We start from the raw sequence: 12,811 nt of genomic DNA, 5'->3' as shown, positions 1-12,811 counted from the left end.
TTGTCACGGCGACCGGTTGTTCCCGGTCAACGCCCGTTCGCGCTGAAGTGCATCCGGTCCACTGGCGTGGTCCAGGTCCCGCCCCAGGTCCAGCCGATCGCGGAGAAGGCGGCCACGGTCGCATCGCCCCGCGTGATCATCCCCGGCCGCCGGTTCCCCCGGTCGAGGTACGCCGATGCGAGTTCGGGCAGCACGAGATCGCCCTTGGTGTACGGGTTGCAGAACGGGTTGACGTCGATCGCGAGTCCGTAGGCGTGCGCGGACCAGTTCGTCCGGCCGCGGGCAGGGCGGCAGACGAACGCGTTGGTGTTGTTCCCGTCGCCCGTCGGGGGAGCGGTGAGTTCGGCGGGAGCGGTCACGCGCATTTCCTCGATCGGGAACTTCGCGGCGAACAACCGCCCGAACACGGTGACGACGGCGCTCGCCACCGACGCGTTCACGAGCATTTCGCCGGTATGCGCGCGGCCGTCGAAACCCCAGAACGACAACGTGAGGTAGCGCAGTTCGCCTGCTTTGACCGGACAGCCCGCTTGCCAGGTGCTGCGCGCGAGAACCCCGGCGGGGGCCGCGTTCACCGTGCTCGCGAACCGGTTCCCGGCGGGCGGGGGGAGCAGGTCCGCGGTCGGCAGCGAACGATCGGCCAGCACGGGAGGAGTCGGGAGGATCTGCCCGAAACCGTCACGCCGCAAGGGAAGCGGCTTCGCGCCGACTTGCCAGAGCGGTGCGGGAGGCGGGGCAGGGGTGCTCGATATCGGTGCCGGTGAAGGGGTTTTCGCCGGACTGCCCGCAGCGGCCGAGGTGGACGGCGGGGACGGCGCCGGTGCCGGAACAGGCGGGGGCGGACTGGAACACGACAGCAGGAGAAAGGCCGTAGCCGCCAGAATCGTCGCCGTCGCCCGCACGGGGTCCAGCGTGTCAGATGCGTTCGGTGAGCACAGGTCCACCCGTTTCAGTGACAGCACCTCGGGCTTTCTCGGATTAGGGTATTGCGATCGCTTGTGTACGCGCTGGAGTCGAACGACTTCCCAGGGTTTGACCGTACGTACGCCCCGGTGAAGGGACCGAACATGCCCAAGAAGTCACGTCGCACCCTGCTGTACGCGGTCGGGGCGGTACTCGCGACGGCCGTGATGGCGCCGGTCGCGGTCAACAGCGCGTCGGCGGCCGGCAGCGCGGTGGGCGGCCCGGACAAAGCCGTCGAACCGAGGATCGTGGGCGGTGGCAAGGCTTCGGTCTCGCAGTACCCGTACGCGGTCTATTTGGCCGATCGCAGTGGAAACCAGTACTGCGGAGCGGTGATCGTCAGCCCCACGACGATCGCGACGGCGGCGCACTGCGCGGTCGCGGTCGACAAGAACGACGTCCGGGTCATCGCGGGCCGGGAGGACAAACGCACGCGGGACGGCGTGGAACTGCGCGTTTCGAAGGTCTGGGTCAGCCCCGACTTCCAAGGGGACCCCGCCAAGGGCGGCGACATCGCGGTGATGACGGTCAGCGGCCAGTTGCCGTACCGGTCCGCGAAGGTCGCGGACAACGGCAACGCCGACCTGTACAGCGAGGGGACGAAAGCGACGGTGCTCGGCTGGGGCCGCGTCGCCGACGGTGGGGCGCGTTCGGACTACCTGCGTAGCGCTGTCGTCCCGGTGGTCAGCGACAAGACCTGCCGCACCGCGTACTCGGGCTACGATCCGAGCGACATGGTGTGCGCCGGATACCCCGAAGGCGGGGTCGACGCCTGCCAGGGCGATTCGGGTGGCCCGTTGGTGGTGGGCGACACGCTGATCGGGATCGTTTCGTTCGGCGAAGGCTGCGCGAAGGCGAACAAACCGGGCGTGTACACCCGCGTCTCGCACTACGCGAACGAGATCTCCCAGCAAAGCAGCCGACGGCTGATCGGCTGATCGATGCCGTCTTCACGTCCGATGTGCTAACAAGTGGGCGTGAGCACCGACACCCCGATCATCGAGACCTCGTCGTTCCCGCTGTCCGTCGCCGGTGACGAGATCACCGCCGCGCAGTTGCACGGCATCCTCCGTCTGCGCGTCGACGTGTTCGTCGTCGAGCAGAACGTCGCCTATCACGAGATCGACGGGCGTGACCTCCTGCCCGGCACGCGTCACCTCTGGATCGGCGGTTCCGTCGCCGTCGACTCGTACCTTCGCGTGCTGCAGGACGCCGGCGGCACCTTCCGCATCGGCAGGGTGTGCACGGCCGTCCGCTCACGCGGCAAGGGCCTCGCGGGACGGCTGATGGAGACCGCGCTCGCGGGGATCGGAGACGCGCCGTGCGTCCTCGACGCGCAGACGTACGCGACGAAGTTCTATGCCAAGTACGGCTTCGTGGCCGAAGGCGACGAGTTCATGGAAGACGGGATCCCGCACATCACGATGTGGCGCCGGGAGGCGCCGCAGCCGTGATCACCCCGACCGCGCGGTCCACGTCGGCCTCGGTGAGATCGGCGCGCGCGGTCAGGCGCAGGCGGGAGATGCCGTCGGGTACGGACGGCGGGCGGAAGCAGCCGACGCGGATGCCCTGATCCGCGCACGACGCAGCCCACGCGACGGCCGCTTCGGGCGACGGCGCCTGCACCGAGATCACCGCGGCGTCCGGGAGACTGACCCGGAACCCCGCCGCTTTCAGTTGCATCGCGAGGTTTCCGGCCGCGTCGGTCACCTTGGTGGCCAGCTCCGGCTCGGCCTTCAGCGCGGTGAGAGCGGCCAGCGCGGCGGCGGCACTGGCCGGCGCGAGGCCGGTGTCGAAGATGAAACTGCGGGCGGTGTCCACGAGATGCTTGATCACCCGGCGCGGCCCGAGCACCGCTCCACCTTGCGCCCCAAGGGATTTCGACAACGTGATCGTGGTGACGACGTCCGGCGCGCTGGAGAGTCCCGCCGCGTGGACCGCACCTCGGCCGCCCTCGCCCAGGACGCCGAAGCCGTGGGCGTCGTCGACGAGCAGTGACGCGCCGTGCTCCCGGCAGACACCGGCGAGTTGTTCCAGCGGGGCGATGTCGCCGTCGACGGAGAACACGGAATCGGTGACGACGAGCGCGCGGGGTTTGCGGCGGGTCGCGAGCGCGTGTTTGAAGGCGCTCGGATCGCTGTGCGCGACGGCGGCGATGTCCGAGCGGGACAGGCGGCAGCCTTCGATCAGCGAGGCGTGGATGTACTTGTCCGTGACGATCGCGGAGTCCGCGCCGGACAGGGCCGTGACGGCGCCGAGATTCGCGGTGAAACCGGACGAGAAGACCAGGGCGGCCTGAGTGCCGCAGAAGCGGGCGAGTTCGTGCTCGAGTTCCGCGTGGACCTCGGTGGTGCCGGAGACGAGGCGGGAGCCGGTCGCCCCGGCGCCCCAGCGCAACGCGGCCGCGGCGGCCGCACCGGCGACGCGTTTGTCCCTGGCGAGCCCGAGGTAGTCGTTGCCCGCGAGATCCAGCTCAGGTTCCTGGGCCTGCCGGATACGCAGCTTGCGTACCAGCCCTGCTTCGGCCCGCTTCTCCGCCTCGACGTCGAGCCAGTCGAAAACCTGCTCGGGCGGGAGGTTCTGGGGAGCGGGGCCGGGAGAAGTCACGTCCCGCAGTCTCCCATTCGCGCCCCGGCTGCCGGTGCGGTGGTCCCGCTGTGCACTCGCTGGAACGCACTGAACGGGACTTTCCTTGCGAATTCGCAAGGAAAGTCCCGTTCAGCTCACGCTGGGGCCGGGGTGAACCGGCTCCGTTCAGTCAGTTCAGCTGTCGTAGCTGCGACGCGGGCGTCCGGCGCCCGGACGCTGCGGGCGGCCGCTGCCGCCACCGGACTCGCCACGACGCGGGCGGCCGCGGAAGCCGCCGGGACGGCCGCCTTCGCGGTGACCCTCGCGCGAACCCTGGTAGCCACCGCGGTCGCCGCCACCGTAACCGCGGCCACCGCCGCGACGCGGGGACTCACGACGACGCTCGATGACCGGCTCACCGCTGGGCTGCTGCGCACCGGTGATGCGAGCGAGCTCGGCGTCGCCCGGGCGGACCGTGGTCTGCTCGGCGCGGACACCGGCGCGGTCGGTCATCCGGCGCACCATGCGGCGCTGGTCGTGGGTGACCAGCGTGACCACGACACCGGACGCCCCGGCGCGCGCGGTCCGGCCGGCGCGGTGCAGGTAGTCCTTGTGGTCGGCGGCCGGGTCGACGTGCAGCACCAGCGAGATGTCGTCGACGTGGATACCGCGAGCGGCGACGTCCGTGGCGACGAGGACCGGGGCGAAGCCCTCCTTGAAGTCCGAGAGGACCCGGTTGCGCTGACCCTGGGTCTTGCCGCCGTGCAGAGCGGCCGCGTGGACGCCCTTCTCGCGCAGGCGCTCGGTGAGGCGGTCCACGTGGTGCTTGGTGCGGACGAACATGATCGTGCGGCCCTCGCGGGCGCCGATCTCGGTGATGATGTCCTGCTTGTCCTGGTGCGACACCTGGAGCACGTGGTGGTCCATGGTGGTGACGCTCGCGGTCGACGGGGCGACCGAGTGCGTGACCGGGTTCGTCAGGTACGCCCGGACCAGGCGGTCGACGTCACCGTCGAGGGTCGCCGAGAACAGCAGGCGCTGGCCGTCACGCGGGGTCAGGTCGAGGATCTCGCGAACCTGCGGCATGAAGCCCATGTCGGCCATCTGGTCGGCCTCGTCGAGCGCGATGAAGTTGACCTCGGACAGCGACGCGGTGCCCTGGCGGACGTGGTCCGACAGCCGGCCGGGGGTGGCGATCAGCAGGTCGACGCCGCGGGAAAGCGCGTCGGCCTGGCGGGTGAAGGCCATGCCGCCGACAGCGGTGCGGCACCACAGGCCGAGGGACTTGGCCAGCGGGGTCAGCGAGTCGGCGACCTGCATGGCCAGTTCGCGGGTCGGGACCAGGATCAGCGCGCGGGGGTGCTTCGGACGGGCGCGGCCGCCGTTGAGCCTGGTCAGCATCGCGAGGCCGAAGGCCAGGGTCTTGCCGGAACCGGTCTGGGCGCGGCCCAGCACATCGCGGCCGGCGAGCGCGTCGGGGATGGTCGCCGACTGGATCGGGAAGGGGGTGGTGATTCCGCCCTCGGCCAGTGCCCGCAGCAGCGGCTCGGGAAGACCGAGCTCCGCCCAGGTCGTGGCCTTGACACTCTCGACGGCGTCGTTGTGCAGCATCGCGTCACCCGCGGGGCGGGTGCGCGGCTTGCGGTGCTGACGCGCCGACGGTGAGGTGTGGCCGGAGTTGAACGTGACTGTCACAAATGCCTCTCGGACGTGGCACGTCGCAAGGAGGCCCGGGCTGCCCGCACGCAGGCAGGGCAAGATGGTGTGCACAGATGGGCGTTCACAGGGACGAACCCGGCACACCGCGTCTGCATGACACCGCGCGCCAATTGGTTGATACGGATACCGCGAGCCATTCGGTTGGCTTTGGAGGCGACGGACACCACTCATCCACGCCGCCGGTTGCGGTCTAGCCCTACTGTACCGGACCGTTACCCGGCCTCCCACTCGGAGGGACCGATTGTGGGCAGGGTCTCCACCGGGGCTTCTCCTGGCGTGTCATGAAAGGGGCTTTCCCGGCGTGATGGGCAGGGAAAGCCCCTTTCATGACACTGTGGACGGTCAGCGCAATCCGGCGATCTCTTGCAGTTCCCCGATCAGCTCCGGGACCGCCGTCAGCCGCTCCGGCAGTTCCCGTGCGTGGAACCACGTGGCAATGTTCCGCACGTCCCGCGCGAGGAACTCGAGTCCGCCGGGATTGGCCACGATGTCGACCACCTGCGGCAGGTCGATCACCATGATCTGCCCGCGGTGGACGAGCAGGTTGTACGCCGAGAGGTCGCCGTGCGCGAGACCTTGCGTCGCCAGCAGTTCCAGCATCGCCGAGGTCTGGAACCACAGTTCCCGCAACTGCCCGGGTTCCGGCCGGACCTGTGCCAGCCGCGGCGCGGCGGTCTCCCCGTCGCCGAGGAATTCCAGCAGGATCTCGGTGCCGTCGCGCTGCACCGGGTACGGCACGGGCGCACCGACCGTCCAGAGCCTGCTCAGCGCGCTGAATTCGGCCACCGCCCACTGTTCGGCGATGAGGTTGCGGCCGAAGCTGCTGCGTGACTCGATGGCCCGCATCTCCCGCGAACGCCGCATCCGCCTGCCTTCGAGATAGCCGGCGTCGCGGTGGAACAACCGGTGCTCGCCACTGCGATACCGCTTGGCCGCGAGCACCGTGCCCTCGGTGCCGGGAAGGTTGCGCCGGACGAGGTGGACGTCGGCCTCCTTGCCGGTTTTGAGGACGCCGAGTTCGGTGTCGACCGCCGCCAGTTCGGTGATCACCCAGTCCGGGCGCGGCTGCGGCCCGTGCTCGGACTCTCCCCAGGTACTCCAACGGTCGGCGCCGTCGGGGATGGCGGTTTCGGTGTAGGCGTCCTCGCGCAGCCGGGCGAGCCGGACGCGTTCGGCCGCGGTGAGCCGTCCGCCGCGGGCGGGTTCGGGCTCGTCGTCGAACCGGGCACGACGGGTGCGGCGTGGACGTTGTTCGTGGGACTCTTCGAGATCGTGCTTGCGCACTGGTGGGTTCTCCTAGTCAGGGATGCCCCACCGGGCGAGCGTCGTTTATTCGCGCTCAGCCGCGAGGGGCGAGTGGATGGGGGCGGACAACGCCCCGGACAGTCATCAGCACGAGGCACCTCCCGGTCGCATCCACCGGCTCCCTGCCGGATCGCGGACGATTATCTCGGACGCCGCCAGGCGCCCGCAACCGAATTAAGGCTGGGTAAGGCGAAGCAGCCTGCTCGAGCCGTCCTTCGGTGCTGCCCTGCCCACCTGAAGTACGTGATGGCCCCCTTCCTTGCGTCCAGCGCAGTGAAGGACCCCTTCATGTACTTGAGGAAGGGGTGAAGGTCGAGTTTTCGCGACACGGCCGCTTTGCCACTCACGACGACGCCGGCCTCGCTCTCCGACGCCGCCAGGCGCCCGCAACCGAGTTGATCCCTAAGCCGAACGCAGACTCGCCAGCTCACCCCGGGAACGCACCTTCAGTTTGCGCAACACGCTCGCGACGTGCTGTTCCACCGTCCGCCGGGACAGGAACAGCACCTCGGCGATCTCCCGGTTGGTGTGCCCGGCGGCGAGCAGCCTGGCGACGTCGCGCTCGCGTGGGGACAGTTCGTCGCCGTAGCCCCGGCGGCCACGCCGCGAGGGGGCGACAGCGCCGGTGGACCGGAAGGCGTGGCGGCAGCGCGCGGCGTCCCGGGTGGCGCCGAGGTGGTCGAATGTTTCGGCGAGCGCGGCGAACGTCTCGGCGACGTCCTCGTTCCCGGCGAGACGGCAGCGCGTGGCCCGTTCGGCGATCAGCGCCGCGTGATACGGCGCCGGGAGGGCGTCGTACCGTTCCCGTGCCTGCTCGAAGGCCTTGATCGCCGCCACGTGGTCGCCACGGGACGCGGCGATGAGGCCGCGGTTCGCGGCCAGCGCGGCATGGGTGGACGGCGCGTCGAGGTCGCCGATCTCGCGTTCGAACTCGTCGGTCAGCGCTTGCGCCTCGGCGTCGCGACCGGTGGCGCAGTACGCGTCGACGGCGGCCACGAGCAGGTCGGCGCTCCAGGCCCAGACACCCTTGGCGCGCAAGAGTTCCAGTCCTTTCTCGGCCTGTGCGACGGCGGCTTCCCCGAGGTCCTGCGCGAGCAGCATGCCCGCCATCCCGGCGTGCGCGGCGATCGCGACCGGCGTGAACGCGTTCTCCGGCTGATCCGCCGCGGTACCGGCGAACCGGGCCGCGGCTTCGTCCCATTCACCGCGGGCGGCGGCGAGCAGGCCGAGCACCAGGCACAGTTCGCTGGTCACCGGCAGGAGGTCGCGGTATTCGTCGATCAGCGCGCCGGCCCGTTCGGCGAGGCCGTCCCAGTTCCCGGTGAGCCAGTCGGTGTGGACCGCGGTCGCGCGGGCGGTGCTGACGACGTACGGCGCCCCGCAGTCGGCGGCCAGCTGCATCCCGCTGCGCAGCAGGCTCCTGGCGCGGCGGTGGTGACCGATCCAGGCACAGGCGTCGGCGCCGTTGCAGTGCAGCCGCGCCAGATGCCGCTGCTCGTCGGCCGAAGCGACGCTGGTGGGCGCCCGGTCCAGCATGTCCCAGCCGCGCGCGTCCCCGATGTGCAGCCGCGACGCCACGTTGTTGGCCAGCAGGATGATCTTCAGTCGCTGGTCGGTGGCCAGGTCGATGAGCCCGTCCACGCGATCCATCCACCGCCGGTGTTCCCGCAGCGGGGTCGCGCCGACCCACGGCTGGGCGAGCACGCCCATCCCGCGTCCGGCGAGGTCGGGCCGGTCGGGGAGATCGTTGACGGCGAGCTCGATCTCCGTCCTGGCCGCTTCGAGGCCGCCGGCCTGGCGGACCAGCAGGAGCCCCAGTCCCAGCCGGACTTCACCGCTCAGCCGCCCGGACAGCCTGCCGTCGGTGAGCAGCCGCTCCAGTGCCGGGATGACTTCGGTCTGGCCGAGACCGTTGCACGCCACCGCGCTGAACTTGACCGCCAGTCTGTCCACATCGGACGGTTGCAGGCCCGGTTCGTCGAGCAGGGTACGGAGCAGATCCGTCGCGGTGGCGAGATCGCCGACCGTCGACGCCTGATCGGCGGCCGCTTCGCCGTACTTCAGCGCACCGGCCCGGTCGCCCGCCTTGCGGCAGTGCTCGGCGAGCCGCACCAGGGACTGCGGGAGGCGGTCGCGCAGCAGCCGCGCGGCACGCCGGTGCAGCTCCTGGCGGTCGGGGCCGGGGATGGTGCGGTAGGCGGCCTGCTGGGCGAGCGCGTGCCGGAAGCCGTATTCACCCTCGCCGGTCTCCACCAGGACGTTGCGTTCGAGTGCCAGGACCAGGGCGGGGTGGGCCCGTTCGGGAGTCAGCGCCGCCGCGGCGGCCAGCAGGTCCGAAGTGCACGGTGTGCCGAGGACGGCGGCGGCCTCGGTGATCCGCCGGGCGGCAGGCGGCAGCGCGGTGAGGCGTTCGACCATCGCCTCACGCAGCAGCGCCGGGACCTCGACGGCGTCGAGCAGGCGCCGCGCGGTCGCGCCGTCGGCGTGCACCGCGCCCTCGATGCCCCCGATCGCGTGCACGATCTCCTCGACCACGAACGGGATCCCCGCGGTCCGCTCGTGCAGCCGCGCGGCGAACTCGGCCGAGACGTTCGCCCCGCCGAGCAGGGCCGACACCAGTGCCTGGACGCCGTCTCGGTCCAGCGGGCGGAGGGTGACGAGTACGTGCTCGGTGCCGGACGCGGGCCGGTAGGCGCTGCCGAGCGGGATGCCGCCCGGCGTCTCCTCGCGCCGGTAGGTGAGCAGAAGGGTCAGACCGGCGGGCGGGTCGGTCATCAGGAACCTCAACAGGCGGCGGGAACCGTCGTCCGCCCAGTGGAGGTCCTCGATGAGGAGGACGTGCGGTCCCAGCGAGCCGAGCAGCTCACGGACGGCGCGGAAGAGCCGGTGCCGTTCGGCCCTCGGATCGCCGAGCCGGGGTGGCGGATCGGGCAGGAAGGCGGCGAGTTCCGGCAGGTAGGGACCGAGTACGCCGGTCACGGGGTTGAGTTGGCGCGCCGGGCGGGCGTCCTTCAGCGCGTCGAAGACCACGCCGTACGGGAAGGGCTCGCGCAGCGGCTGGCAGCTTCCGGTGAGCACCGGCCGTCCGGCCAGTTCGGGGCAGGCCAGCAGTTCGGTGGCGAGCCGGGTCTTGCCCACCCCCGCTTCGCCTTCGAGCATGATCGCCGCCGGCGAGCGCATCGCGCCGTCGAGGATCACGCGTAGTTCCGCATCACGGCCGACGAGCACGGGCGAACTCGTCCTGCGTCGGCAGCCACCGATCACCATGCCGGGTCACCCCCGCTTCACGAACAACACCGTTCGAGTGAACGCAGCTTAAGCACCTGTTCGGCGATCACGGAACCCGCTCGGACGGTCACACAACTTTCGTAGGGACGGTGATTTTCCCTAATAGATACGTAGTCCTACGGACCGTTGCCTCGCTTGTTCGGGCAGGTCCCGCCACCCGAAAGTGAGTCAAGCGTGACTGCTCGTCACGGCGTCGGCCGGGATTCCCGCCGGCGCGAACCACCTGTTCGAGTGAACGGAGCTCAGGAAATGCGTGGAGAACTTCGACGTCACCGGATCGCGGGCGCGGTGCTCACCGGGGCCTGTGTAGCGGCCTCGCTGGCCTTCGCCGGATCTGCCACGGCCGCCGAGGGGCAGATCCGCGGCGCCGGTGTGCCGGGCGCCGTCACGGACGGGTACATCGTCTCGTTGAAGAGCGGCGACGCCGGTCTCGCGGCGAAGTACGGCGGCCAGGTGAAGGCGACCTACAGCGCCGCGCTGAACGGCTTCTCGGCGAAGATGACCGAGGCACAGGCCAAGCGGCTCGCCGCCGACCCCCATGTCGACTTCGTCCAGCAGGACGCCGTCGCGTGGATGACCGGCACCCAGACCAACCCGACCTGGGGCCTTGACCGGATCGACCAGAAGAACCTGCCGCTGGACCGGAAGTACACCTATCCCAACGACGGTGCCGGGGCGACGGTCTACGTCCTCGACACCGGTGTCGACTACCGCCAGGCCGAGTTCGGCGGCCGCGCGACCAGTGGATACGACTTCATCGACAACGACAGCGACGCCCGTGACTGCCAGGGTCACGGCACGCACGTCGCCGGCACGGTCGGCAGCGCCACCTACGGTGTGGCCAAGGGCGCCAAGATCGTCTCGGTCCGCGTGCTGAACTGCCAGGGCAGCGGCCAGTACTCGCAGATCATCAGCGGGATCGACTGGGTCGTGAAGAACGCCAAGGGCCCGTCGGTGCTCACCATGAGCCTCGGCGGACCGGCCGACTCCGGGGTGGACTCCGCCGTGCGCCGCGCGGTTTCGGCGGGCATCACCAACACGGTGGCCTCCGGGAATTCCAACACGGACGCCTGCTCCACCAGCCCGGCCCGAGTGCGTGAGGCCATCACCGTCAACGCCACCCAGAGCGACGACCGCCGGTCCACGTTCTCGAACTACGGCAGCTGCACCGACATCTTCGCGCCCGGCACCAACATCACCTCGACCCGTAACGGTGGCGGCACCCAGCAGATGAGCGGTACCTCGATGGCGACCCCGCACGTCGCGGGCGCGGCCGCGATCTACCTGACCTCGCACCCGTCGGCGAACCCCGCCGCCGTGGCCTCCGGTCTGGCGAGTGCCGCCACCAGCGGTGTCGTGACGAGCCCCGGCTCCGGTTCGACCAACAAGCTGCTGAACGTGGCGGGTCTCTGATGCGCCGCGGCGTGCGGGCCGGTGTGGTGGCCGTCGCGGCCACCGCGCTGGCCGCGCTCGCCGCGGGCAACGCCGTCGCCGCGCCGGCGGAAGGCGTTGTCGTGCAGGCGAATCAGCACTACGGGGACCAGTACATCGTGGTGCTCCACGAGGTCGGCACCATGGCGGTCGAGCGGTCCTCGGCCGCACTGACCGGCCGATACGGTGGCGAGGTCCGCTCGGCGTACAGGAACGTGCTTCGCGGCTTCTCGGTCAAGGGAATGTCCGAGCAGCAGGCGAGGCGGCTCGCGGCCGACCCGGCGGTCAAGGCGGTCTACCAGGACGGCACCGCGCGTGCCGTCGGCACCCAGGCCAACCCGACCTGGGGCCTCGACCGGATCGACCAGAAGAACCTGCCGCGGGACAAGAGCTTCACCTACCCGAACACGGGTGAGGGCGTCACCGCGTACGACATGGACACCGGGATCAACCCGGAGAACCCCGAGTACGAGGGGCGCGCGTCCATCGGCAAGGACTTCGTGGGTGGCAACGGGAAGGACTGCAACGGGCACGGCAGTCACACGGCGGGCACCATCGGCAGCAAGACCTACGGCGTGGCGAAGAAGGTCAAGCTCGTCGGGCTGAAGGTGCTGGGCAACGACTGTTCGGGCAACGGTCCCGACTCCGCCATCGTCGACGCGGCCGAATGGCTGACCGCGAACGGCACCAAACCGGCGGTGGCGAACCTGAGCCTGAAAATGGACCAGGTCGGGCTCGGCGACGACGTCATCAAGAAGTCCATCGCGGCGGGCTTCGTCTACGCGGTGGCGGCGGGCAACGAGAACCAGAACGCCTGCAACGTCAGCCCCGCCCGCATCCCCGAGGCGATCACGGTCGGCGCCTCGGACGAGAACGACAACAAGTCCTCGTTCTCCAACCACAGTTCGTGCGTGGACATCTTCGCCCCTGGCAGCAACATCACGTCGCTGTCCACGTCCAACGGTGGTTCGGCGAACATGAGCGGGACTTCGATGGCCACGCCGCATGTGGCGGGCGCGGCGGCGCTGTACCTGGCCGCCAACTCCGGTGCCACCGCACAGCAGACGCGGGACGCGCTGGTGAACAACGCTTCGGACGGTGTGCTCAAGGGCCTGCCGGGCGGAACGGTGAACAAGCTGCTGAACGTGTCGTTCATCGGCGGTGGCGGCCCCGGCCCGACGTGCGGGGCCAAGTCCAACACCACACTGGTGTCCATTCCGGACGCGGGTGACGCGGTGACCAGTTCGGTGACGCAGGAAGGCTGCGACGGCAAGGCGTCGGCGACGCTGCCGGTCAAGGTCGACATCGCGCACACCTACACCGGTGACCTGGCGATCGATCTGGTCGGGCCGAGCGGCGCGGTGTTCGCGCTCAAGCCAGCGGGAGGGATCGGCGAGGCGGGCGGCGTGCACACGTCGTACTCGGTGAACGCCTCGTCCGAACCGGCGAACGGGACCTGGAAGCTGCGGGTCCGTGACGTCCACCGGTTCGACAGCGGGACGATCGAAGGCTTCTCCATCGCCTTCTGAGTCCTTGC

General features: G+C 70.2%; 10 protein-coding genes. 4 read left to right on the top strand and 6 right to left on the bottom strand.

The window, feature by feature from the left end; genetic code table 11:
* Positions 1–26: 26 nt before the first annotated feature.
* Positions 27–752, bottom strand: coding sequence for a M15 family metallopeptidase (locus BS329_RS02235; protein WP_244197010.1), 726 nt, complete (start codon positions 750–752; stop codon positions 27–29).
* On the bottom strand, positions 679–852 hold the full coding sequence (locus tag BS329_RS43255; RefSeq protein ID WP_158075745.1) for a hypothetical protein: 174 nt from the start codon (positions 850–852) through the stop codon (positions 679–681). Before BS329_RS43255 ends, BS329_RS02235 begins: the two co-directional genes overlap by 74 nt.
* Positions 853–1,067: 215 nt before the next feature.
* On the opposite strand from BS329_RS43255, the gene BS329_RS02230 reads away from it, so the two are divergent.
* Entirely contained in the window at positions 1,068–1,901 is an 834-nt protein-coding gene (locus tag BS329_RS02230; protein WP_076155251.1) for a S1 family peptidase, read from the top strand.
* A gap of 33 nt (positions 1,902–1,934) precedes the next feature.
* A complete protein-coding gene (locus tag BS329_RS02225; protein WP_076155249.1) occupies positions 1,935–2,417 on the top strand; it encodes a GNAT family N-acetyltransferase in 483 nt (160 codons plus the stop codon).
* On the opposite strand, the gene BS329_RS02220 is transcribed toward BS329_RS02225, so the two are convergent.
* The 4 genes from BS329_RS02220 to BS329_RS02205 form a co-directional block, all read right to left on the bottom strand.
* Positions 2,383–3,570, bottom strand: coding sequence for an 8-amino-7-oxononanoate synthase (locus BS329_RS02220; RefSeq protein ID WP_076155247.1), 1,188 nt, complete (start codon positions 3,568–3,570; stop codon positions 2,383–2,385). The genes BS329_RS02225 and BS329_RS02220 overlap by 35 nt on opposite strands.
* 156 nt (positions 3,571–3,726) lie before the next feature.
* Complete coding sequence (locus BS329_RS02215) at positions 3,727–5,226, bottom strand: DEAD/DEAH box helicase (protein WP_076155245.1); 1,500 nt, start codon at positions 5,224–5,226, stop codon at positions 3,727–3,729.
* 366 nt (positions 5,227–5,592) lie between these two features.
* Positions 5,593–6,534 carry a serine protein kinase RIO gene (locus tag BS329_RS02210; protein ID WP_076155244.1) on the bottom strand — a complete coding sequence of 314 codons (942 nt, stop codon included), beginning with the start codon at positions 6,532–6,534 and terminating at the stop codon, positions 5,593–5,595.
* Positions 6,535–6,957: 423 nt separating this feature from the next.
* Entirely contained in the window at positions 6,958–9,783 is a 2,826-nt protein-coding gene (locus BS329_RS02205) for an ATP-binding protein (RefSeq protein ID WP_076155242.1), read from the bottom strand.
* Between the two features lie 309 nt (positions 9,784–10,092).
* Between BS329_RS02205 and BS329_RS02200 the strand changes: the two genes are divergently transcribed.
* Positions 10,093–11,256, top strand: a complete 1,164-nt coding sequence (locus BS329_RS02200) for a S8 family peptidase (RefSeq protein ID WP_076155240.1) — start codon at positions 10,093–10,095, stop codon at positions 11,254–11,256.
* Positions 11,256–12,803 (top strand): S8 family serine peptidase, encoded by a 1,548-nt coding sequence (locus tag BS329_RS02195; protein WP_076155239.1) that lies wholly within the window; start codon positions 11,256–11,258, stop codon positions 12,801–12,803. Before BS329_RS02200 ends, BS329_RS02195 begins: the two co-directional genes overlap by 1 nt.
* Positions 12,804–12,811: the final 8 nt, after the last annotated feature.

The sequence above is a fragment of the Amycolatopsis coloradensis genome, from assembly GCF_001953865.1.
Classification (GTDB): domain Bacteria; phylum Actinomycetota; class Actinomycetes; order Mycobacteriales; family Pseudonocardiaceae; genus Amycolatopsis; species Amycolatopsis coloradensis.
Note: the sequence above shows the minus strand (reverse complement) of the source record. Positions and strands in the feature narration are given on the sequence as shown.

What these genes read in the sequence shown, in the direction of transcription:
- BS329_RS02230 (WP_076155251.1), top strand. Translation starts at nt 1,068, where the DNA reads ATGCCCAAGAAGTCACGTCGCACCCTGCTGTACGCGGTCGGGGCGGTA.
- BS329_RS02200 (WP_076155240.1), top strand. Translation starts at nt 10,093, where the DNA reads ATGCGTGGAGAACTTCGACGTCACCGGATCGCGGGCGCGGTGCTCACC.
- BS329_RS02195 (WP_076155239.1), top strand. Translation starts at nt 11,256, where the DNA reads ATGCGCCGCGGCGTGCGGGCCGGTGTGGTGGCCGTCGCGGCCACCGCG.